Origin of the sequence: Streptomyces sp. NPDC046712 (assembly GCF_040645695.1) — a bacterium.
GTDB lineage: Bacteria > Actinomycetota > Actinomycetes > Streptomycetales > Streptomycetaceae > Streptomyces.
Genome location: NZ_JBEYYW010000017.1, coordinates 89,730 through 111,506, shown reverse-complemented (window position 1 = coordinate 111,506; position 21,777 = coordinate 89,730). Strand labels below are relative to the sequence as shown.

Below are 21,777 nucleotides of genomic sequence, written 5' to 3'. Positions count from 1 at the left end.
AGTGTCAGCAATACCCGCAGTACCTGCACAGCCCGCAGTGCCCGCTACGCCCCCACTCAGCGGAAGGACCGTCGACGTGAGCCAGTACGTGTCCCGGCTCGCCGGCTCCCTGGCGACGCCGCCCAGGCTCCGGCTCCCCGGACGTCACCGGAGCCCGCGCCGGGTGGCCATGCTCAGCGTCCACACCTCGCCCCTCCATCAGCCGGGCACCGGCGACGCCGGCGGCATGAACGTCTACATCGTGGAGCTGGCCAAGCGGCTGGCCGCGATCAACATCGAGGTCGAGATCTTCACCCGGGCCACCACCGGCGGTCTCGCCCCGGTCGTCGAGCTCGCGCCGGGCGTGCTGGTCCGGCACGTGGACGCCGGCCCCTACGAGGGCCTGGCCAAGGAGGAGCTGCCCGCCCAGCTCTGCGCCTTCACCCACGGCGTGATGCAGGCATGGGCGGGCCACCGTCCCGGCCACTACGACCTGGTCCACTCCCACTACTGGCTCTCCGGCCACGTCGGCTGGCTCGCCGCCGAGCGGTGGGGCGTCCCGCTCGTGCACGCCATGCACACGATGGCCAAGGTCAAGAACGCGGCGCTCGCGGAGGGCGACACCCCCGAGCCCGCGGCCCGGGTGATCGGCGAGACGCAGATCGTCCGCGCCGCCGACCGGCTGATCGCCAACACGGCCGAGGAGGCCGACGAACTCGTCCGCTTCTACGAGGCGGAGCCCGGCAAGGTCGCCGTCGTCCACCCGGGGGTCAACCTCGACCACTTCCGCCCGGCCGACGGCCGGGCGGCCGCGAGGGCCCGCCTCGGGCTGCCGGCCGACGCCTTCATCCCCGTCTTCGCGGGCCGCATCCAGCCGCTGAAGGCCCCCGACATCCTGCTGCGGGCCGCGGCCCGGCTCCTGGAGCAGGACCCGTCGCTGCGCTCGCGCATGCTCGTGCCGGTCGTCGGCGGGCCCAGCGGCAGCGGCCTGGCCAAGCCGGAGGGGCTGCAGAAGCTCGCCGCCCGGCTGGGCATCGCGGACGTCGTCCGCTTCCACCCGCCGGTCGGCCAGGACCGCCTCGCGGACTGGTTCCGGGCGGCATCGGTGCTGGTCATGCCCTCGTACAGCGAGTCGTTCGGGCTCGTCGCCATCGAGGCGCAGGCGGCCGGCACCCCGGTCGTCGCGGCCGCGGTGGGCGGGCTCCCGGTCGCGGTACGGGACGACGTCACCGGATTCCTGGTCCAGGGGCACGACCCGGCCGACTACGCCCGCGCACTCGGGCGGTTCGTCGCCGACCCGGGGCTGTCCGCCCGTATGGGCGCGGCGGCGGCCCGGCACGCGGAGTCCTTCGGCTGGGACACGGCGGCCTCCGGCACGGCGGACGTGTACACGGCGGCGATGCACGATCACCGCCGTCGCGTACGCTCGCACCATGGCTGAGGATGTACGGCGGGTCATCGAGGACACGTTCAAGGACGCGGAGCTGGAGTGGGAGTCCCCCGAGCCCGGCTCCTACGTCGTCAAACTCCCCGGTACGCGCAAGCTGTTCACGACCCTCTCGCTGCGCGTCGGCCGCCACTCCCTCTCCCTCAACGCCTTCGTCATCCGCCATCCCGACGAGAACGAGGCGGGGGTCCACCGCTGGCTCCTGGAGCGCAATCTCAAGTTGTACGGCGTGAGTTACGCGGTCGACGGCCTCGGTGACATCTATCTGACCGGCAAGCTGCCGCTGGCCGCCGTCACCCCGGAGGAGCTGGACCGGCTCCTCGGGTCGGTCCTCGAAGCGGCGGACGGCTCCTTCAACACCCTCCTGGAGCTGGGCTTCGCGAGCGCGATCCGGCGCGAGTACGAGTGGCGGGTCTCGCGCGGCGAGTCGACCCGGAACCTCGACGCGTTCACGCATCTGACCCAGAAGCGCTAGGCACACCCCCGTCGTCAGGCGTGCACCACCCCTTCCGTACCTGCCCTGGCCGTGCCATGCTCGCCGCCGTCGCACACCTGAATGGTGTTCACATCCATGAAAGGCGGGCTCATGGGAATCAGCAGAAGGCAGTTCGTGGGCGGTGCGGTGGCGGTCGGGGTGGCCGCCACGACGGGATTCCGGCCAGGGGCGTCGGCCTCGCTCTGGGAGGAGTACGCGAACGCCCCGTACACCCACCCCCAGATCCCCTACGTCGGCCGCGCCGGCGCCCGCCGCGGCGCAGCGCTCACCACCCGGCCGCCGGTCGTCGCGAACGTCCTCTCCTACGGCGCCACCCACGACGGCTCCGCCGACTCGGCGGCGGCCATCAACCGGGCCCTCGCCGAGGCGGGGGAGCGCGGCGGCGGCACGGTGCTCGTCCCGCCCGGCACGTACCGCATCGACGACTTCCTCCACATCGGCCACAGCGGCGTGGTGCTGCGCGGCGCGGGATCGGGGCGCACGCGACTCCTCGCGACGAAGCACCTCACCGAGCTCATCGGTCCGTACGGCTCGCGCTACGGAGGCGACAAGTCCTCCTGGTCCTGGGCCGGCGGCCTCATTTGGCTCGCCCCGCACGCCCGGCACGCCTCCCTCGTCGCCGCGATCCGCGCCCGGGCCTGGCCCTTCGAGGGCTGGACCGGCAACAGGCGCGACGAGTGGCAGACCCTGACCACCGTCCGCCCCGCGCGGCGCGGCGACTGGTCCGTGACCGTCGACGATCCGTCAGCCCTGCACCGCGGTCGGCTGGTTCTGCTCCGGCTCGCCGACGACGCGGCCCACACGCTCCTGGAGCACATGGCGGGCGGGGGTGCGGGCCCGGAGGCGTACCACTGGGACGACAAGACCAAGCTGACCTCGTACGTCCCGTACGAGTGGCCGGTCCGGATCACGTCCGTGCAGGGCCGCAAGGTGACGTTCGAACGCCCCCTGCCCCTCGACGTACGCCCGGAGTGGGACCCGCGTCTGACGACCCTCCCCGAGCCGCTCACGGACTCGGGGGTCGAGGGCCTCACCCTCGAAGCGGTGGAGACGCCCCAGTCCCCGCACCTCCTCGACAAGGGCTACAACGGCGTCACCTTCCAGTGCGCGTACGACTGCTGGGCCGAGGACGTCGTCGTCCGCCATGTCGACAACGGCTTCGGTCTCGTCGCCGCCTCCGCCTGCACGCTGCGGCGCACCCGGGTCGAGGGGAGGGGCGCGCACCACCCGTACTTCTGCCGCGAGGGCGCGCACGACAACCTCGTCGAGGACTTCCGTATCGCGGCCCGTACGGTCCCGGCCCCGGCGGGCACCCAGCTCCACGGCATCAACGTGGAGGGACTGTCCAGCTACAACGTCTGGTCGCGCGGGGTGATGGAGATGGGCACCTTCGACACTCACCGGGGGATGCCGTTCGCCAACGTACGGACGGAGATCACGGTCGAGAACAACGGCCGGCACGGCGGTGACGCCTCGGCCGGACCGCTGTACGGTGCCCGCTTCACCCACTGGAACGTGACGGTGACGAACGGCCGGGCGGGCCTCGTCAAGATCGACACGATCGCCCCGTACAGCGCGACGGTCGGCATCAGCGAGGTGCGGGAGTTCGACCAGATCGACGTGCCGGACTTCGCGGGCGAGCTCCACGCGCGCGTGGAGGCGTACGGGAGTCCGGGGGCGGTCCGCCCCCGGAACCTGTACGAGGCGCAGCGGACGCTCAGGCGCTGACCGCGGGCTTGGGCCCGTCGCTCTCCACGACGACGGGGGTCGGCTCGTCGTCGTCGAGGGCCTTGCGGAGGCGGGTGGTGTAGCCGAGGGCGGCGATGCAGCCGATGATCCCGCAGGCGATCCACAGCACGTCCGGGCCCGGGCCGTCGACGACCCAGCCCGCGAGGATCGGGGCGAGGAAGCCGGACAGTGCCCAGGACATGCCCATGACGCCCTGGTAGCGGCCGCGCGCGTGCTCGGGGGCGAGCTTGGCGGTGGCGGCGGCGTTGGTGGGGACGTGGACCATCTCGCCGATGGTCCACACGATCACCGTGGCGGCGAACACCAGCGGTGTGCCGGCCAGTGCGGTGGCGCCGGTGCCGAGGGCGAAGAGCAGCGCCGAGACGGTGAGCAGCATGGCCGGCGAGCGCTTGTCGGTCACCTTGTTCACCAGCAGCTGGAAGCCGACGATCACCACACCGTTGACGGCGATGACCGCGCCGTACGCCCCGGGCTCGAGGCCCGCCTCCGCCATGGAGAGCGGCAGACCGACCCAGGGGGCGGTGAAGACCAGGCAGACGAGGAGGTTGAGGAGGACGAGGGTGCGGAAGGGCGCGTCGCGCAGGACGTCGAGGACGCTGACGCGGTCCTTCTCGACGACCTCGCCCTCCGGGTTCCGGCGGGCCTCGGGGCGGGTCTCGCGCAGCCGCAGGAAGACGATCAGGGCGCAGAGGACGGTGGCCACGGCCTCGACGAGGAAGAGGGTCCGGTAGCCGAGGAAGATCGCGGCGCCGCCGCCGAGGGCGGCGACTGCGAAGCCGAGGTTGAGGGCCCAGTAGTTGAGGGCGAAGGCCCTGCGGCGGTCGTGCTCGGGGACCATGTCGGTGATGGTGGCCTGGATGGAGGGGCGCACGGCCTGCATGGAGACGCCCATCAGCAGGACGACGGCGGCGATGCCCCAGGCGGTGGTGACCAGGGAGAGGGCGGCGGCGCAGGAGGCCGTCATCAGGTGCATCGTGATCATGGTGGGGCGCCGGCCCCACTTGTCGGCGAGCGTCCCGCCGAGCGGGGAACCGGCGACGCCGCCGAGGCCGTGGAGGGCGACGACGAGTCCGGCGAACCAGGCCGAGTGCCCGAGCTCCTGGGTCAGATACAGGGACAGGAAGGTGAGGACGAAGGCCCCGGTCCGGTTGACGAGGGTGGAGAGCCAGAGCCACCAGAAGCCGCCGGGGAGTCCGGAGACGGTCGCACGGGCTGATCGTCTGAGCGAGTCGATGGACATGTGTGGCCGGCCCCCTGCATGCGTAAGTCCCTCTAACGGCCCTCGTAACTTACGCATCTCTTATCCTGGACGCCAGCGAATTGACGGGGAGCGTCAAGCGTCGGGCGTCGATTAATCTCGTACGCATGGCCGACGCACCGTACAAGCTGATCCTCCTCCGTCACGGCGAGAGCGAGTGGAACGCGAAGAACCTGTTCACCGGCTGGGTGGACGTCAACCTCACCGAGAAGGGCGAGAAGGAGGCGGTCCGCGGCGGTGAGCTGCTGAAGGACGCCGGCCTGCTGCCCGACGTACTGCACACCTCCCTCCAGAAGCGCGCCATCCGCACGGCGCAGCTCGCGCTGGAGTCCGCCGACCGCCACTGGATCCCGGTCCACCGCTCCTGGCGTCTGAACGAGCGCCACTACGGTGCGCTCCAGGGCAAGGACAAGGCGCAGACGCTCGCGGAGTTCGGCGAGGAGCAGTTCATGCTCTGGCGCCGCTCGTACGACACCCCGCCGCCGGCGCTCGAGGACGGCACCGAGTTCTCCCAGTCCGAGGACCCGCGCTACGCCACCATCCCGCCGGAGCTGCGCCCGCAGACGGAGTGCCTGAAGGACGTCGTCGACCGGATGCTGCCGTACTGGTACGACGGCATCGTCCCGGACCTCCTGGCCGGCCGCACGGTCCTGATCGCGGCCCACGGCAACAGCCTGCGCGCCCTGGTCAAGCACCTGGACGGCATCTCGGACGCGGACATCGCGGGCCTGAACATCCCGACGGGCATCCCGCTCGCGTACGAGCTGGACGAGAACTTCAAGCCCCTCAAGCCGGGCGGCACGTACCTGGACCCGGACGCGGCGGCGGCGGCGATCGAGGCCGTGAAGAACCAGGGCAAGAAGAAGTAGGAAAAGCGATCAGCCCCCGACCCGCGCACATGGCAGGTCGGGGGCTGTCGTTTGCCCTGGGCGCCGCCGGCCCCCCGGGGTCGGCGGCGCTCTGAACTGCGACGGCTCGTCAGAGGAAGTACGAGCCGTCGACCGTTCCATCCCCGTTGTGGCTGGCGAAGAACTCACCCGCAGCCTGGGCCGGTTCGGTGTTGGCGTAGTCAACGGCGTCCTGCCAGCTGGGGAAGCCGGTGACCGCCACCCACACCGTGCCCGCGGCTGCGGCCTTCTCCTTGCTGCGGGTCCTCTTGAGGTCGCGGGCTTCATCGATTGACATGGCCATGGGGCATCCTTTCGAAAGTGACGGACAGTAGTGGGATCGTAACGCATAGTCACGAAATGTTGGCGCATATGCTCGCGGCGATTGTCGAATCGCGTAGGTCGGAGCAGTCATGTCGTGACACGCCTCGGACCCGGCGCCGGGCAGCGGCAGGCGGGGAACGGCGTGCGCCCCGACGCATCCGGGGAAAGCCGGTGTGCACCCTTCCGGAGGGGCGTGCGCCTTCCGCTCGGGGGTCCTCCTGGCGACCCTGGACCGGTCTGCACGTCAGCCGAGACCAGGGGTGGGAATCGTGGCTCGTACGCAGTCCAGGTGTGGAGCGACAACGCAGAAGGGCACCCGGTGTCAGCGCCTCGCCATGATCGGCGCGTCGCGGTGCGATCGCCATCGGGGTGACTGGTCCTCCTACACCGTCCAGCGGCGCAAGGAGGCCGAGCGCGAGGCCAGGGCGGGCAAGCGGCGGAAGTGACGCCGCCTCGGCCGTCACGGTCAGGGTTCTGTCCGCGGGAGTGGACCAGGGCAGGGGGCTTGTCCTGGTCCGCCGAAAATGCCGCGACCACCCTGATGACCCGTCGGTAGGGTCCGATCATGACCTCTGCGCTCCGTCTGGAGAAGATCACCCCCGAGAACGTGGACGCCGCCCTGGAGCTGCGCGTCCGGCCCGAGCAGGAGAAGAACGTCGCGCCGGTCGCGACCTCGCTGGCGGAGGCGTACGCCTTCGGCGACACCGCCTGGCCGCGGCTGATCTTCGACGGGGACGAGCTCGTGGGCTTCCTGATGGCCTTCCTGGACATCCGGTGGAACCCGGAGAAGGACCCCGAGGACCGGCGCAGCGGGCTGTGGCGGCTCAACATCTCCGCCGGCCACCAGGGCAAGGGGTACGGGCGCTTCGCCGTCGAGGCCGTCCGCGAGGAGATACGGCGGCGCGGCGACAGTCGCCTGATGTACGTGTCGTGGGAGCCGGGCGAGAACGGGCCCGGGGACTTCTACCTCAAGCAGGGCTTCCGCACGACCGGCGAGACCACGGGCCACCAGACCGTCGGCGTGCTCGACGTGTGACGCGACGCGACGTGGCCCCGCCCGGAACCCGGGCGGGGCCACCTCGTCGTACGCGCCTAGCCCGAGCAGCCCCCGCACTGGCACGGCCCGCCGGACTGGCAGCCGCAGCCGCAGCCCGAGCCGCACCCGCAGGCGCCGAGGACGGGCAGGAAGACCGCGTCACGCGGCGTCTCCTGCAGGGGCTGGGGATCGGTGGTGGCGGATTCGGCCATGGAGTCCCTCCTCGAAGGCGTACGTCGCCTCTCCCCATTCCATGCCCACCCCACCGGGCGCATCAACGGCGCACAGAAGTGCGAACGCCGCCCCCGGCGGCTACGCGCCCTCGACCGGAGCGTCCGCCTGCTGCAGCTCGTCCGCGTGCTCGCCCGTCACCAGGTACACGACGCGCTTCGCCACCGACACCGCGTGGTCCGCGAACCGCTCGTAGTACCGGCCGAGCAGCGTCACGTCGACCGCCGTCTCGATGCCGTGCTTCCAGCGGTCGTCCATCAGGTGCTGGAACAGCGTCCGGTGCAGCAGGTCCATCTCGTCGTCGTCCTGCTCCAGCTGGAGCGCCAGGTCGACGTCCTTCGTGATGATGACCTCCGCCGCCTTCGCCATCAGGCGCTGCGCCAGCTGACCCATCTCCAGGATCGTCGCGTGCAGGTCACGCGGCACCGCCGTGTCCGGGAACCGCAGCCGCGCCAGCTTCGCCACGTGCTGCGCCAGGTCGCCCGACCGCTCCAGATCCGCGCTCATCCGCAGCGAGGTCACCACGATCCGCAGATCCGTCGCCACCGGCTGCTGCCGCGCGAGCAGCGCTATCGCCCGGGCCTCCAGGTCGTGCTGCAGATCGTCGACCTTCTGGTCCGCCGCGATCACGCTCTCCGCGAGCTTCAGATCGGCGTCGAGCATCGCCGTCGTGGCGCGCCCGACCGCCGACCCGACAAGGCGGGCCATCTCGACCAGGCCCTCTCCGATCGAGTCCAGTTCCTCGTGGTACGCGTCCCGCATCGATGTCCCTCTCTCACAAGCGTCCGGGGTCCGGGTGGGGCTCGGACCCCCACGCTCCCACGTTCGGGCCCCTACAAGTCGGGCGGCTCCACCCCAAATGAATCAGCCCTTTCCCCTCGGTGAACTCTGGGCGACGCGCGCCGCCGTCCCGAACAGCCCAAATGAACCACCACCGTCCCCACGGTGAACTCTGGGCGACGACTGTTCGAGCAGCCACTCGGACGGCTGGGAGAGTGTCCGGGACCCCGCATAACCTGGATGGCATGGACGTGAACGCGGCGGTCGCCGCATTGGCCGCGATCGCCGGGGTGTGCACCGGCGTGATCGCCATGCTGGCGTTCCGCTGGAGCGAACGCGACCAGGCGCGACCCACCCGAACCTCCCTGCACACCGACGCCGTGCTCCCGCCCGGCGTGGACACCGTGCTGTCCGTGCTGCGCTCCTCCGCAGTCGTCCTCGACGAGAGCGACTCCGTGGTCAAGGCCAGCTCGGCGGCGTACGCCCTCGGCCTGGTCCGCGGCGGAAAGCTGGCCGTCGAGCCCATGCTCAACATGGCCCGCGACACCCGCCGCGACGGGGAGATAAGGCAGGTCGAGCTCGATCTGCCCCGGCGCGGCACCGGACGCGGCGAGGCCCTCGCCGTCTCGGCCCGCGTGGCACCGCTCGGCTCCCGCCTGGTGCTGCTCCTGGTCGAGGACCTGACCGAGGCCCGCCGTATCGAAGCGGTACGGCGCGACTTCGTCGCCAACGTGAGTCATGAGCTCAAGACTCCGACAGGTGCGCTCTCCCTGCTCTCCGAGGCCGTCATGGACGCCTCGGACGACCCCGAGGCGGTCACCCGCTTCGCCGGCCGCATGCAGATCGAGGCGACCCGCCTGACCAATCTCGTACAGGAACTCATCGACCTCTCCCGGGTGCAGAACGACGACCCGCTGGAGGACTCCGAGCCCGTACGGGTGGACGAACTGGTCGCCGAGGCCATCGACCGCTCCCGGCACACCGCCTCGACCAAGCAGATCACCATGGTCTCCGGAGGCACCACCGACCTGCACGTCTGGGGCAGCCGCGGTCAGCTCGCCGCCGCTCTCGGCAACCTCGTCGAGAACGCCGTCAACTACTCCCCGGCCCGTACGAGGGTGGGCATCGCCGCCCGCCGCGTGGCCGCCCCCGGCGGCGACCTCATCGAGATAGCCGTCACCGACCAGGGCATCGGCATCCCCGACAAGGACAAGGAGCGCATCTTCGAGCGCTTCTACCGCGTCGACCCGGCCCGCTCCCGCGCCACCGGAGGCACGGGGCTCGGCCTGGCCATCGTCAAGCACGTGGCCGCCTCGCACGGCGGAGAGGTCACGGTCTGGAGCACCGAAGGCCAGGGCTCCACCTTCACCCTGCGGCTGCCCGAGGCGGGCGCCGTACGGGACCGCCGATCATCCGCCTCCGCCTCCCCCACCCCCGATCTCATGACCGAACCGCTCCCTGCCCCGGAGGTCCTTCCGTGACCCGAGTGCTCGTCGTCGAGGATGAGGAATCCTTCAGCGACGCCCTGTCGTACATGCTCCGCAAGGAAGGCTTCGAGGTCGCGGTCGCCGCGACCGGGCCCGACGGTCTCGACGAGTTCGAGCGCAACGGAGCGGATCTCGTCCTCCTCGACCTGATGCTGCCCGGGCTGCCCGGCACCGAGGTGTGCCGCCAGCTGCGCGGCCGCTCGAACGTCCCGGTCATCATGGTGACCGCCAAGGACAGCGAGATCGACAAGGTGGTCGGCCTGGAAATAGGAGCCGACGACTACGTGACGAAGCCCTTCTCCTCGCGGGAGCTGGTCGCCCGCATCCGCGCGGTCCTGCGCCGCCGCGGCGAGCCGGAGGAGGTCACGCCCGCGGCCCTGGAGGCCGGCCCGGTCCGCATGGACGTGGACCGCCACGTCGTCACGGTCTCCGGCGGCAAGGTCGACCTCCCGCTGAAGGAGTTCGACCTCCTGGAGATGCTGCTGCGGAACGCGGGCCGCGTCCTGACCCGCATGCAGCTGATCGACCGTGTCTGGGGCGCGGACTACGTCGGCGACACCAAGACCCTCGACGTCCACGTCAAGCGCCTGCGGGCGAAGATCGAGCCGGACCCGGGCGCGCCCCGCTACCTGGTGACGGTCCGGGGCCTGGGCTACAAGTTCGAGCCGTAAACCGTACGCGGTGATCCGTACGGATGTGACCCCGTACGGATACGAAGGGGCGCCCCCGCCGGAGTGATCCGGTGGGGGCGCCCCTTCGTACGCGTGTGCGCGTACGTGTGCGCGTGCGTCAGTGGCCGGCCGTGGGGCTGGCCTCGCCCGACGGGGTGGCCCCGTGGCTCGCCTCGCCGCCGTGGCCCGGCGTCGCCGTCGCGGTCGCCGTCGGAGAGGCGGTCGGAGGCTGCGGGATCACGGTCGGGCCGTACTCCTTGAAGTAGCTGTTCGCCGGGACGACGAACGCCTGCAGGCTCACGTCGCCGGTCTGGCTCAGCTTGAAGACGAGCTCCTGGACCCCGCCGTCCTTCACGGCCTCGCGGCCGTTCTCGATCGTGGCGGAGGCGTTGCCCTCGCCGCCGATGACGACCGAGCCGCCCGCGGGGACGGTGATCGGACCCGTGCCCTCGGCCGCCTTGAGCTTCACCGGCGAGGAGGCGCCCGCCAGGGTGATCGAGTCGAGCGTCTGCGGCGCGCTGCCGTTGTTGAAGACCGTCGCCGAGACGACGGCCGGACCCGCGGCACCGGCGGTGGGCTGGGTGATCACGAGCGCGTTCTGGATCTTGACATCGTCCACGGTGACGGCGGCGTTGTCCGGCCGCACGCCGAGCGTCTGCGCGTCATTGCCCGCGCCACAGGCGGACAGCGAGGCGATCGAGAACACGATGGCGGTGGCGGCGAGGGCGCCGCGTCGAAGGCTGCGGCTCACGGCGGCGGCAACTCCTAGGACGTACGGACGGGCTAAGGGCGGCCGGCTGGGGTCGAGCTCAGGACCAACCGGCTAAGGACGAGCTAAAGGTGCGTCAGCGCGCTTAGGTTACCGAGCCGCACTCTCCGTCCCGCACCCGACCCGCCCCTTCGCGCTCCCGGGCCCTCCCGGCACTCGCCGTGATGGCCGGATCACGCCGCATTGACCCGCCGTTCACATAACAGCCTTGATCAATTCGACGGCCGTCCGCGCATTCCTCCACCCGGCTCGCGGAAAAACCCGCTCCGGTCTCCGGGTGATCAATTCGGGATTCGGTCCGGGAAGCATCCGTACGGGTGGCCGATCCTCGAACGGAGTACATGAAGATGCCCGACGCGAACCCGGCAAAACGGGACATCGCTCCTCCATCGGAGCGCTCCGGACGGGTGTAACGTGCGCGTTTCTCTCCGTCCGCGCAGCGGCTCCGACCTGCGAATACCGCCTTCCGCAAGCCCTCCGCAGCACGTTCGCGTTGCTGTTGTCAAGCCCCGAGATATGCCCTGACCTGCGAAAACGCCATTCAGAAGAAGCCGTATCCGTGTTACCCTGGATAGCCACGGAAGGGGTACCTGTCACATGACGTTCAAGGTTGGCGACACCGTGGTCTATCCCCATCACGGGGCCGCGCTGATCGAGGCCATCGAAACTCGCCAGATCAAAGGCGTGGACAAGACCTACTTGGTGCTCAAGGTCGCCCAGGGCGACCTGACGGTTCGTGTACCGGCGGACAACGCGGAGTTCGTCGGTGTTCGCGATGTGGTCGGTCAGGACGGGCTGGACCGGGTCTTCGAGGTGCTGCGTGCACCGTACGCCGAAGAGCCGACCAACTGGTCCCGGCGCTACAAGGCAAATCTCGAGAAGCTCGCCTCCGGCGATGTCATCAAGGTCGCCGAAGTAGTCCGCGACCTGTGGCGCCGGGAGCGCGAGCGCGGACTTTCCGCAGGTGAGAAGCGCATGCTCGCCAAGGCTCGGCAGATCCTGGTGAGCGAGCTGGCCCTCGCGGAGAACACGAACGAGGACAAGGCCGAGGCTCTCCTCGACGAGGTCCTCGCGTCCTGAATGAAGCGATGCCGCGGTGCCCGTTGACGTGCTGTGAACCTCACAGTGCTGTCGCCGGGCGCTGCGGCATGTTCGCGTCCTCGCGACACATCCACCGCACCGATGTCCGTCGGCATCCGTCGCCGGACGTTCGCCGCGTCGCGACCCAGTCGTCCACGGCGCTGCTACAACCGCCTCCCTCGCGTCCTCCCGTGCCACATCCCCTGTGCCGCGCGGTACGCCCCGACCGTCGTCACGGAAAGGGCCCGGTCAAGGCGTCGCGTCCAGCACGGTGAGGCCATACCCATGTCGGCCGAGGAAACAAACCTGCCGGAGTGCAACCGATGACAGACGAAACGCGTCCCGCGCGCACCGCCGCTGTGATCCCCGCGGCGGGCCGGGGCGTACGGCTCGGCCCGGGCGCCCCCAAGGCGCTCCGCGCGCTGAACGGCACCCCCATGCTCATCCACGCCGTCAGGGCGATGGCAGCCTCCCGCGCCGTCTCCCTCGTCGTCGTGGTCGCCCCCTCCGACGGCGCCACCGAGGTCAAGAACCTCCTCGACGCCCACGCGCTGCCCGAGCGGACCGACTACCTGGTCGTCCCCGGCGGGGACACCCGCCAGGAGTCCGTACGCCTCGGTCTCGAAGCGCTGCCCGAGGGCGTCAGCACCGTCCTCGTGCACGACGCGGCCCGCCCGCTCGTCCCCGTCGACACCGTCGACGCCGTCATCGAGGCGGTCCGGGACGGCGCCGTCGCCGTTGTCCCCGCCCTCCCGGTCGCCGACACCGTCAAGGAGGTCGAGCCCGCGGAGACGAAGGGCGACCCCGAGAGCGTCGTCGCCACCCCCGAGCGCTCCCGCCTCCGCGCCGTCCAGACCCCGCAGGGCTTCGACTACGAGACCCTCGTCAACGCGCACGCGACCGTCGCCCTCACCGGTGACGGCGCCACGGACGACGCCGGCATGGTCGAGAAGCTCGGCGCCCCCGTCGTGGTCGTACCCGGCCACGAAGAGGCGTTCAAGGTGACCCGCCCGCTCGATCTCGTACTGGCCGAGGCCGTACTCGCCCGCAGGAGGGCCAACGATGGCTTCTGAGCCCCTGAACATGCCCCGCACCGGCATCGGCACCGACGTGCACGCCTTCGAGAAGGGCCGCGAGCTCTGGTGCGCCGGCCTCCTCTGGGAAGAGGAGGAGTACGGACTGGCCGGGCACTCCGACGGCGACGTCGCCGCCCACGCCGCCTGCGACGCACTCTTCTCCGCCGCCGGCATCGGCGACCTCGGCGCCCACTTCGGCACCTCCCGCCCCGAGTGGTCCGGCGCCTCCGGCGTCACCCTCCTCACCGAGGCCGCCCGCATCGTCCGCGCCGAGGGCTACGAGATCGGCAACGTCGCCGTCCAGGTCATCGGCGTCCGCCCGAAGGTCGGCAAGCGCCGCGACGAAGCCCAGAAGGCGCTGAGCGAGGCGGTCGGAGCCCCCGTCTCCGTCTCCGGCACGACGACGGACGGACTCGGCCTCACCGGCCGCGCGGAGGGCCTCGCCGCCATCGCCACCGCACTGGTGATCCGACGGAACGAACCCGCGCGGCCACAAACCTGAGGCGCGTCCCCGAATCGTGCGCGGGGCACTACCACACGCCCACTACCCTGGAGTGGTGACTATTCGCCTGTACGACACCAGCGCCCGGCAGATCCGTGACTTCACCCCGCTCACACCGGGCTGTGTCTCGATCTACCTCTGTGGCGCCACCGTCCAGGCAGCCCCGCACATCGGTCACATCCGCTCGGGGCTGAACTTCGACATCATGCGCCGCTGGTTCGAGTACCGCGGCTACGACGTCACGTTCATCCGCAACGTCACCGACATCGACGACAAGATCATCGCCAAGGGCGCCGACCAGAAGCGCCCCTGGTGGTCCATCGGCTACGAGAACGAGCGCGCCTTCAACTCCGGCTACGACGCGCTCGGTTGCCTCCCGCCCACCTACGAGCCCCGCGCCACCGGCCACGTCACCGAGATGGTCGAGATGATGCGCGGCCTCATCGAGCGCGGACACGCCTACGAGGCCGACGGCAGCGTCTACTTCGACGTCCGCTCCTTCCCGGGCTATCTGCAGCTGTCCAACCAGGACATCGACGACCTGCGCCAGCCCGCCGAGGAAGGCATCACCGGCAAGCGCGACCCGCGCGACTTCGCCATGTGGAAGGCCACCAAGCCCGGCGAGCCCGACTGGGAGACCCCGTGGGGCCGCGGCCGCCCCGGCTGGCACCTGGAGTGCTCGGCCATGGCGCACAAGTACCTGGGCTCCGCCTTCGACATCCACGGCGGCGGCCTCGACCTGATCTTCCCCCACCACGAGAACGAGATCGCCCAGGCCAAGGCCTTCGGCGACGACTTCGCCTCGTACTGGGTGCACAACGCCTGGGTCACCATGAGCGGCGAGAAGATGTCGAAGTCGCTCGGCAACTCGGTGCTCGTCTCCGAGATGGTGAAGAACTGGCGACCCATCGTCCTGCGCTACTACCTGGGCACCCCGCACTACCGCTCGATGATCGAGTACAGCGAGGAGTCCCTGCGCGAGGCCGAGTCCGCGTTCGCGCGGATCGAGGGCTTCGTCCAGCGCGTCACCGAGAAGGCGGGCAAGACCGTCCCGCCCGCCCCCGAGGTGCCGCCGGCCTTCGCCGAGGCCATGGACGACGACCTGGGCGTCCCGCAGGCGCTCGCGATCATCCACACCACCGTCCGCCAGGGCAACAGCGCGCTCGCCGCGGACGACAAGGACGAGGCCATCGCCCGCCTCGCCGAGGTCCGGGCCATGCTCGGCGTCCTCGGCCTGGACCCCCTCGACCCGCACTGGGCCGAGGAGACCGACCGCGGCGAGGAGCTCCACGGCGTCGTCGACACCCTCGTACGGCTCGTGCTCCAGCAGCGCGAGTCGGCACGCGAGCGCAAGGACTGGGCGACCGCGGACGCCATCCGCGATCAGCTCGGCCAGTCCGGCCTCGCCATCGAGGACAGCCCCGACGGCCCCCGCTGGACGCTGGGCAACCGCTGATGATGTGCCGCTCGGGGAGCCGGGCGGCACACTTCACTTACAGACCTACGTACGCAACACCGAGGATTAGGTAGTCATGGCCGGGAACAGCCAGCGCAGGAACCGCCGCACGTCCAACAAGAAGGGCGCGACGGTCGGCAGCGGTGGCCAGCGGCGCAAGGGCCTCGAGGGCAAGGGCCCCACGCCGCCCGCCTCCGCCCGCAAGGGCCACAAGAAGAACCGCATCGCCAACGCCCAGGCCAAGCAGGCAGCCGCCCGCCGCCCCGCCCCGCGCCGCGGTGGCCCCAAGGGCACCTCGGAGATGGTCGTCGGCCGCAACCCGGTCTTCGAGGCGCTGCGCGACGGCGTCCCCGCGACCACGCTGTACGTCCAGCAGTTCATCGACAACGACGAGCGCGTCCGCGACGTCCTCAAGCTCGCCGGCGACCGCGGCAACATCAACCTGATGGAGGCCCCGCGCCAGGAGCTCGACCGGATGACGAACGGCCTGAACCACCAGGGCCTCGTCCTCCAGGTCCCGCCGTACGAGTACGCGCACCCCGAGGACCTCACCGCGGCCGCCTACGACGCCCACGAGGACCCGCTGATCGTCGCCCTCGACGGCGTCACCGACCCCCGCAACCTCGGCGCGATCGTCCGCTCCGTCTCCGCCTTCGGCGGCCACGGCGTCGTCGTCCCCGAGCGCCGCGCGGCCGGCATGACCGCCGGCGCCTGGAAGTCCTCGGCCGGCACCGCCGCCCGCACCCCGGTCTCCCGCGTCACCAACCTGACCCGGGCCCTGGAGGGCTTCCAGAAGGAGGGCCTCACGGTCGTCGGCCTCGCCGCCGACGGCGAGCACACCGTGGAGGACCTGGAGGCCCTCGACGGCCCGGTCGTCATCGTCATCGGCAGCGAGGGCAAGGGCCTCGGCCGCCTCGTCGGCGAGACCTGCGACTACCGCGTCCGCATCTCGATGCCCGGTGGCGCCGAGTCGCTGAACGCCGGCGTCGCCGCGGGCATCGTCCTCTACGAGGTCGCCCGCCGCCGCCAGGGCTGAGCCGCCCCCACCGGCAACCGCACCCGCGCCCGCCTCAGGCCGTCAGGCCTGCCAGGCGGGCGCGCGTCATGGTGGCGATGGTGAAGCCGTCCGTGATCCGCCCGTCGGCGATCATGGACTCCGCCTCCGCGAACGTCACCGTCAGCGAGCTGCGGATCCCCTCGCCCACCCCCAGACGCCCCACCGCGTCGATCCGGGCCGCGAACAGCAGCACCCGATCGCCCGTCACCCCCGAATCGGGATGCAGGGACCCGAGCGGGATCAGCTCCCGCACCCGCGCCCCGATCTCCTCCTCGAGCTCCTTCGCGGCGTTCGCCTCGCCCGTCAGACCCCGAGTGCCGAAGCCGCGCGGAATCTCCCACTGCCACGACCGGGTGGCATGCCGGTAATGCTCGATCAGCACCATCCCGTCGCCCAGGAGCGGCAGGATCACACAGCCCGGCTCGGCGGCAGGGCTCAGCGAGCGGATGTACGTACCGGTGCGGCCGTCGGGGAAGCGCACGGCGTCCCGTACGAAAATCACGTACGGGTCCTGGTACAGCACCCCGCCCGCGGCCTCGACGGCCGCCGGGTCCGTGAGGATCTCGATGCCGCCCGGGTCATTCCGGAACAGCTCCGGCCGCTCGCTGCGCAGCAGCTCGTACCGCCGCACCGGCTCCCTGCTCATGGTCTTCCCCTCCACGCCCGGCCCGCTCCACCGGCCACGTCCCAGGGCCTGTCCTCCGGATCTTGCCGGGCTGATCCGGAAGCCACGCCCTAGCCGTGCCGCCCCTGCTGGTCGGCCTGCCCGTTCCCGCCGGGCGCCCGCCCCGTCTCGACGACACGACCGCCGTACGCGCCCAGGATGGCCTCCCAGTCCTTCTTCAGGTTGCCCAGCCGAAGCGTCGGCAATGTCAGCGAGTGCCCCAGGCCGGCCCGGCGGTCCCGGGCACCCCGGTCCCAGAACTCCAGACGGACACTCAGCGCCCCGCCCACCGCCGTCAGCATCTGCAGCGAACCGGCGAGCAGCGACACCTCCTCACCACTCGCCACCTGAAGCGCCACCCCACCCGACTCGAGCACCAGCAACGTGGTGATCTCCCGGGCGAACCCCTGCCGCGAACTGCTGGCCGCCCGCGCCGCCTTCAGCATCCGCGCGTGGTTCCGGGCGATCGTCGCGGTCCGCTCCGAGAACTCCTCCGAATCCGGAATCCGCCCGTCCCGGAAGCTGCCGTGGATGAACGCTTCCAACGACGCCACATACGCCTGCCACTCACCGGTCTCGCGCAGACCGATGATGTCGGCGAGCGTCAGACCGGCGTACGAGTTCGGACCGTCCACCGCCCGGTGCAGCGAATCCGCGACCAGATTCCGCACCAGCCGGCCGACCGCCTCCGGATCCTGCGCCTGGGCGTCGGGCGAGACCTCCTCCTGAAGCGTGCGGCGCGGAGGAGAGCCCGGCGGCGTCGCCGCGACCAGCCCGCTTGCGTCCGGCACCCCCAGGTTGTACATGAGATCGATCAGCTGCTTCGTCGGCACGATCTCGTCGCCGTCCCGCAGCAGGTTCTCGTGCGGGGCCGTACCGGGGCGGGTGAGGAACTGCTCGTAGAGAGCGCTCCGGCTGATGTTGCTCGTCCGGTCCTGGGAGGCCGCCCAGACGAGGATCTCCTTCAGGATCCCCTCGCCCATCGCGTGCGCCAGCTCCTCCGGAATACCGAGGTCCTTCGCGAGCTGCGGGGCGCGCAGCCACCGCAGCCCGGCCAGCTGCCGCGTGAAGCGCTGGCCTATGCGGTCGGCGCCGGCCCGGTTCGCCTCCTCGTCCCAGTCCAGACGCACGAACGCCGGGTCGGACTCCTCCGAGACCAGCCGCCGCCAGGCACGCCCGGCGACCGCGTCGTGCGTGAAGGGAAAGTCCTCGGTGCCGTCCCGCTCCTTGTACAGGTACGGGACGATCACACGGTCGTTCAGCAGCTGCGCGAACGCCTTGCGCTCACCCGCCTCCGCCTGCGGGACGAAATTCGAGTACAGCGCCTCGTTGTTCACGAAGAAGGCCCGATTGACCACCAGCGTCCCGCTGTTGACGAGCGAGCGCCGCAGCTCGGCGGAGGCCGCCGCCACCCCTCCGGGCACCCTCCGCGGCGCGCCCGGCTCCTGCCGACCCGCGGCCAGCTCCGCCGGCAGCCACTGATCGTCGAGGGCCTGGGCCATGACCGGGTAGTGCGTCAGGTCGGAGAAGACGAGCTGGTTCGACCGCCGCGCCGGTTCCGCCACGGGAGGCGCGTCCGGCGTGTCAGGTGCGGGCGCGGTTCCCGGTAAGGGGGCCTCGCCGGATGCCCGCTGCTGCGGGACCTGCGGTGGTGCCGACGGACCGGGCTGAACGTTCCGACCGTGCTGAATGGGACTGGCCATGATGTCGCTCCCCTCGACTGGCGTCCCGCGATTGTAAAGTCAACTGACGGCGCATCATGAGGTATCGGACGCCCCGGCTGCCCACCCCGTGACATTGATCTTGACGGGCCTCGGACATTTCCCGCCCGTCAAGGCAGTGTCCTAACCCCGCGTCACTCGGTTAGATGAGTGTGGACACCAGAACGCCCCGGCCGGGGTTCGACGATCAGCCCGCGTTGAGCATGGTCAAAGTGGATTCCGACCCCGCGCAGGTCATCGTGAACCACGCCAGCTTCCGTGTGCGGCTCGCGCCTGCCCAGCAGCCGAAGTTCGCCGCCGCCGCCCCCCGGCTCTCCGCCATGGGGGCATCGGCGGGTACGGCCGCGGGCCGCCGCCGACCCGTCGTCTGGACCGGAAAGTCCGCGCCCGGCGCCACTGGACTGCTCCAGGCCGTACGCGAGTCCTCCGTCTCGACGCTGGAACCGCTGGACGCGGGGATCACCCAGGCCATCCCGCGCATCGACGACACCATGGAGACCCCCGTCTTCCCCGACGGGCCGCCCCCGCTCCTGCCGCCCATGCGGCGGGCCGAAGGCGCGTACGACCTCCCGGCGGAGGTGACGTACGACCACATGCACGCCGGGGACGACATGGCCACCGGGGACGACGACCGCACCCGACCGAACCGCCACGGCGCCGACCCCGTCCGGCACGCCTACTACCCCGGGCGCCGGATGAACCTCGGCGTCGTACTCCTCCCGCTCCGCGTCTTCCTCGGCTTCATCTCCATCTACGCCGGCATGGGCAAGCTCTGCGACCCCGTCTACTTCGACGGCGGCGAACGCGGCTCCATGGTCAAGTGGCTCAACTCGCTGCACCCCTGGGCGCTCGCCGAGCCGCTGCGCGACTTCGCCCTCCAGCACCCCGTCGGCGCCGGACTGACCGTCGCCTTCCTCCAGGTCGTCGTCGGCGTCCTCACCGTCTTCGGACTCTGGCAGCGGGTCGCCGCCGTCATCGGCGCCCTGCTCTCCGCCGCCCTCCTCCTGACCGTCAGCTGGAAGACCGTCCCGGTCTACGACTCCGCCGACATCATCTTCCTCGCCGCCTGGTCCCCGCTGATCATCGCCGGCGCCCCCGTCTACTCCATCGACGGACGCCTCGCCGGCGAAGCCTGGCGCACCCTCGGCCCCCGCTCCGAACTGTGGGAGCTCCGCCGCCGGGTCCTGCGCCGCGGCGCCCTCGTCGCCTCCGTCGTCGTCGGCCTCACGCTCCTCCTCGGCTCGATGCTCGGCGGCGCCGTACGGTCCACCGAGATGGTCACCGTGCCCGGCCCCAACGACGACCCGATGAACCACCTGCCCGGCCAGCCGCTCCCGCAGGAGCCCGGCACCGGCAGCCCGTCCCGTACCGCCCCCAAGAGCCCCAAGCCGTCCGCGACGGCCGGCGCGAGCGGCGAGCGCGAGGACGACGAGAAGGCCGAGCCGACCGAGACCGTACGGGAGACGGGCCGGATCTCCGAGAGCCGCCCGACGGCCACCCGCGGTACCGACAGCTCCCCGACCCAGTCGAGGCCCGCGGCCCCGCCGTCCACCAGCTCCGGGCCGACCAGCTCGGGCGGTACGAGCAGCGGCGGCACCGGCAGCAGCGACCCCACGAGCGGCTCGACCTCCGGAGGCAACCGGAACCCGATCGGCGGCCTGCTGGGCTGACACACCGGCCTGTACGCGAAGGGCGGCACCACTTCCGAGTGGTGCCGCCCTTTCGGTACGTACGAAGGCCGCCGGAACGGCTGCCGAACCGCTGCCGGGGCCGCTGCCGGAACGGCTGCCGCGGCCGCTGCCGAAGCCGCTGCCGGAACCGGTGTCGGAACGGCTGACGCGACCGCTGTCAGACGCCCTGAGCGGCCAGCTCCTTCGCCGCCTCGGTCAGGTCCTTCGCGGTGTCGATCGCCCGCCAGTAGGCCCCCTGGGGCAGCGGGAAGCCCGCCAGCCGGCGCTCTCGCGCCAGCCGGGGGAACGTGGTGCGCTCATGGTCGCCCCGGTCGGGGAGCAGCTCGGTGAACTCCGCGGAGAAGACGTACACGCCCGCGTTGATCAGATACGGCGACGGCGGCGACTCGATGAAGTCGGTGATGTGCCCGAACGTGTCCGTCTCCACGGCGCCCCACGGGATCCGCGGGCGGGCGAGGGCGAGCGTGGCGGTGGCGTCCCGCTCCGCGTGGAACGCCGCCATCTCACGCAGGGAGAAGCGGGTCCAGATGTCGCCGTTCGTGGCGTACCAGGGCTGCCCGGGCTCGGGCAGATGCGCGGCGGCGTACTTGAGGCCGCCGCCACGGCCCAGGGGCTCCGTCTCGACGACCGTCTTCACGCGCAGCGGCAGATCGGCGGAGGCGAGCCACTCCTGGAGCACCTCGGCGAGATGGCCGCAGGACACGACGGCATCCGTCACGCCCTCGGCGGCGAGCCAGGACAGCTGATGGCCGATGATCGGGGTCCCGGTGCCCGGGATCTCGACCATCGGCTTGGGGCGGTCGTCGGTGTACGGGCGCAGGCGCGAGCCCTGGCCGCCCGCCAGGACCACGGCCTGCGTCGGAGAGGTATCCATACCGGGAACGATATGCGCACCTCTCGGAGCCGCTGTTCAGCGTCGTGGCGCGGTGTCGCGGTTCCTTCGACGGCTCAGCTCGCGTACATCACACCGGTCGCGAACGAGGTGTCGCAGACCGGACGGGAGTAGGACTGGGCGCGGGTCGGGCCGTAGTACCGCACGGCCGCCTTGCCGAGGGCGCGGGCGATGGACATGCAGTGCTTGGCGAGCGACGGGCTGTTCTCGACCTCGCGCTGGAGGTGCGTCAACGCCGTGCCGGGGTCCTTCTCCTGAAGTTCTGCGAGGAGGCGGTCGCGCAGAATATCCTGCGGAGCACGGGACTTGGCGGGGACGGAGACGTTCTCCGAGGACGCGGTGAGCATCTGGGTCCCGGAGGCCTGGCCGGCCCACGGAACGGCGGATACCGCGAGCGTCCCGGAGAGCACCAGGACGACGGGCAGGACGAGAGCGAGAGAGCGGCCGATTCGGCGGGCAGTATGCGTCACGCAGGCGAGCGTAGCGGCCGGTAGTGATATGGCGACATTTAGTCACTCTCGCGA

The 21,777-nt window shown here is 71.1% G+C and carries 22 protein-coding genes; 13 read left to right on the top strand and 9 right to left on the bottom strand.

Features of this window, described 5'->3' with window-relative positions:
- Positions 1-76: 76 nt before the first annotated feature.
- The 3 genes from mshA to ABZ939_RS22485 all read left to right on the top strand — a co-directional run bounded on the left by mshA (position 77) and on the right by ABZ939_RS22485 (position 3,650).
- Positions 77-1,420: a D-inositol-3-phosphate glycosyltransferase gene (gene mshA / locus ABZ939_RS22495; protein WP_361857888.1), complete on the top strand. Its 1,344-nt coding sequence runs from the start codon at positions 77-79 to the stop codon at positions 1,418-1,420.
- Positions 1,413-1,901 (top strand): YbjN domain-containing protein, encoded by a 489-nt coding sequence (locus tag ABZ939_RS22490; RefSeq protein WP_361857885.1) that lies wholly within the window; start codon positions 1,413-1,415, stop codon positions 1,899-1,901. The genes mshA and ABZ939_RS22490 overlap by 8 nt, the downstream gene beginning before the upstream one ends.
- A 111-nt stretch (positions 1,902-2,012) precedes the next feature.
- Positions 2,013-3,650 (top strand): glycosyl hydrolase family 28-related protein, encoded by a 1,638-nt coding sequence (locus ABZ939_RS22485; RefSeq protein WP_361857883.1) that lies wholly within the window; start codon positions 2,013-2,015, stop codon positions 3,648-3,650.
- Here ABZ939_RS22485 and ABZ939_RS22480 read toward each other — a convergent pair.
- Positions 3,640-4,911, bottom strand: coding sequence for an MFS transporter (locus ABZ939_RS22480; protein ID WP_361857880.1), 1,272 nt, complete (start codon positions 4,909-4,911; stop codon positions 3,640-3,642). The genes ABZ939_RS22485 and ABZ939_RS22480 overlap by 11 nt on opposite strands.
- Positions 4,912-5,036: 125 nt before the next feature.
- Here ABZ939_RS22480 and ABZ939_RS22475 point away from each other — a divergent pair, with 125 nt between their 5' ends.
- The gene (locus ABZ939_RS22475) at positions 5,037-5,798 is read left to right on the top strand and encodes a phosphoglyceromutase (protein WP_361857877.1); all 762 of its coding nucleotides are present in this window, start codon (positions 5,037-5,039) and stop codon (positions 5,796-5,798) included.
- A gap of 109 nt (positions 5,799-5,907) precedes the next feature.
- Here the strand turns inward: ABZ939_RS22475 and ABZ939_RS22470 are convergent, their stop codons facing one another.
- Positions 5,908-6,114, bottom strand: coding sequence for a hypothetical protein (locus ABZ939_RS22470; RefSeq protein ID WP_361857874.1), 207 nt, complete (start codon positions 6,112-6,114; stop codon positions 5,908-5,910).
- A gap of 591 nt (positions 6,115-6,705) precedes the next feature.
- On the opposite strand from ABZ939_RS22470, the gene ABZ939_RS22465 reads away from it, so the two are divergent.
- Positions 6,706-7,176: a GNAT family N-acetyltransferase gene (locus tag ABZ939_RS22465; RefSeq protein WP_361857871.1), complete on the top strand. Its 471-nt coding sequence runs from the start codon at positions 6,706-6,708 to the stop codon at positions 7,174-7,176.
- A gap of 56 nt (positions 7,177-7,232) precedes the next feature.
- Here ABZ939_RS22465 and ABZ939_RS22460 read toward each other — a convergent pair whose 3' ends face one another.
- Entirely contained in the window at positions 7,233-7,388 is a 156-nt protein-coding gene (locus ABZ939_RS22460; protein WP_175439337.1) for a hypothetical protein, read from the bottom strand.
- A gap of 100 nt (positions 7,389-7,488) precedes the next feature.
- Positions 7,489-8,169 (bottom strand): phosphate signaling complex protein PhoU, encoded by a 681-nt coding sequence (phoU, locus tag ABZ939_RS22455; protein WP_361857868.1) that lies wholly within the window; start codon positions 8,167-8,169, stop codon positions 7,489-7,491.
- A gap of 263 nt (positions 8,170-8,432) precedes the next feature.
- On the opposite strand from phoU, the gene ABZ939_RS22450 reads away from it, so the two are divergent.
- On the top strand, positions 8,433-9,668 hold the full coding sequence (locus tag ABZ939_RS22450; protein ID WP_361857866.1) for an ATP-binding protein: 1,236 nt from the start codon (positions 8,433-8,435) through the stop codon (positions 9,666-9,668).
- The gene (locus ABZ939_RS22445; protein WP_017242433.1) at positions 9,665-10,345 is read left to right on the top strand and encodes a response regulator transcription factor; all 681 of its coding nucleotides are present in this window, start codon (positions 9,665-9,667) and stop codon (positions 10,343-10,345) included. Before ABZ939_RS22450 ends, ABZ939_RS22445 begins: the two co-directional genes overlap by 4 nt.
- A gap of 118 nt (positions 10,346-10,463) precedes the next feature.
- Here ABZ939_RS22445 and ABZ939_RS22440 read toward each other — a convergent pair whose 3' ends face one another.
- Positions 10,464-11,096, bottom strand: coding sequence for a DUF461 domain-containing protein (locus ABZ939_RS22440; protein WP_361857863.1), 633 nt, complete (start codon positions 11,094-11,096; stop codon positions 10,464-10,466).
- Between the two features lie 615 nt (positions 11,097-11,711).
- Between ABZ939_RS22440 and ABZ939_RS22435 the strand changes: the two genes are divergently transcribed.
- From ABZ939_RS22435 to rlmB, 5 genes are all read left to right on the top strand, one after another.
- A complete protein-coding gene (locus ABZ939_RS22435) occupies positions 11,712-12,194 on the top strand; it encodes a CarD family transcriptional regulator (protein WP_003953493.1) in 483 nt (160 codons plus the stop codon).
- A 323-nt stretch (positions 12,195-12,517) separates the two neighbouring features.
- Positions 12,518-13,267, top strand: a complete 750-nt coding sequence (gene ispD, locus ABZ939_RS22430) for a 2-C-methyl-D-erythritol 4-phosphate cytidylyltransferase (RefSeq protein WP_361857860.1) — start codon at positions 12,518-12,520, stop codon at positions 13,265-13,267.
- A complete protein-coding gene (gene ispF, locus ABZ939_RS22425) occupies positions 13,257-13,772 on the top strand; it encodes a 2-C-methyl-D-erythritol 2,4-cyclodiphosphate synthase (protein ID WP_361857857.1) in 516 nt (171 codons plus the stop codon). The genes ispD and ispF overlap by 11 nt, the downstream gene beginning before the upstream one ends.
- Positions 13,773-13,827: 55 nt before the next feature.
- Entirely contained in the window at positions 13,828-15,228 is a 1,401-nt protein-coding gene (cysS, locus tag ABZ939_RS22420) for a cysteine--tRNA ligase (protein WP_361857854.1), read from the top strand.
- 76 nt (positions 15,229-15,304) lie between these two features.
- The gene (gene rlmB, locus ABZ939_RS22415; protein ID WP_361857851.1) at positions 15,305-16,264 is read left to right on the top strand and encodes a 23S rRNA (guanosine(2251)-2'-O)-methyltransferase RlmB; all 960 of its coding nucleotides are present in this window, start codon (positions 15,305-15,307) and stop codon (positions 16,262-16,264) included.
- Between the two features lie 34 nt (positions 16,265-16,298).
- Here rlmB and ABZ939_RS22410 read toward each other — a convergent pair whose 3' ends face one another.
- Entirely contained in the window at positions 16,299-16,931 is a 633-nt protein-coding gene (locus tag ABZ939_RS22410; RefSeq protein WP_361857848.1) for an NUDIX hydrolase, read from the bottom strand.
- Positions 16,932-17,020: 89 nt separating this feature from the next.
- Entirely contained in the window at positions 17,021-18,514 is a 1,494-nt protein-coding gene (locus tag ABZ939_RS22405; RefSeq protein ID WP_361857845.1) for a hypothetical protein, read from the bottom strand.
- 302 nt (positions 18,515-18,816) lie between these two features.
- On the opposite strand from ABZ939_RS22405, the gene ABZ939_RS22400 reads away from it, so the two are divergent.
- Positions 18,817-20,340 carry a DoxX family protein gene (locus tag ABZ939_RS22400; protein ID WP_361857842.1) on the top strand — a complete coding sequence of 508 codons (1,524 nt, stop codon included), beginning with the start codon at positions 18,817-18,819 and terminating at the stop codon, positions 20,338-20,340.
- A gap of 178 nt (positions 20,341-20,518) precedes the next feature.
- Here the strand turns inward: ABZ939_RS22400 and ABZ939_RS22395 are convergent, their stop codons facing one another.
- The gene (locus ABZ939_RS22395) at positions 20,519-21,235 is read right to left on the bottom strand and encodes a nucleotidyltransferase family protein (RefSeq protein WP_361857839.1); all 717 of its coding nucleotides are present in this window, start codon (positions 21,233-21,235) and stop codon (positions 20,519-20,521) included.
- Positions 21,236-21,309: 74 nt separating this feature from the next.
- Complete coding sequence (locus tag ABZ939_RS22390) at positions 21,310-21,723, bottom strand: hypothetical protein (RefSeq protein ID WP_361857836.1); 414 nt, start codon at positions 21,721-21,723, stop codon at positions 21,310-21,312.
- Positions 21,724-21,777: the final 54 nt, after the last annotated feature.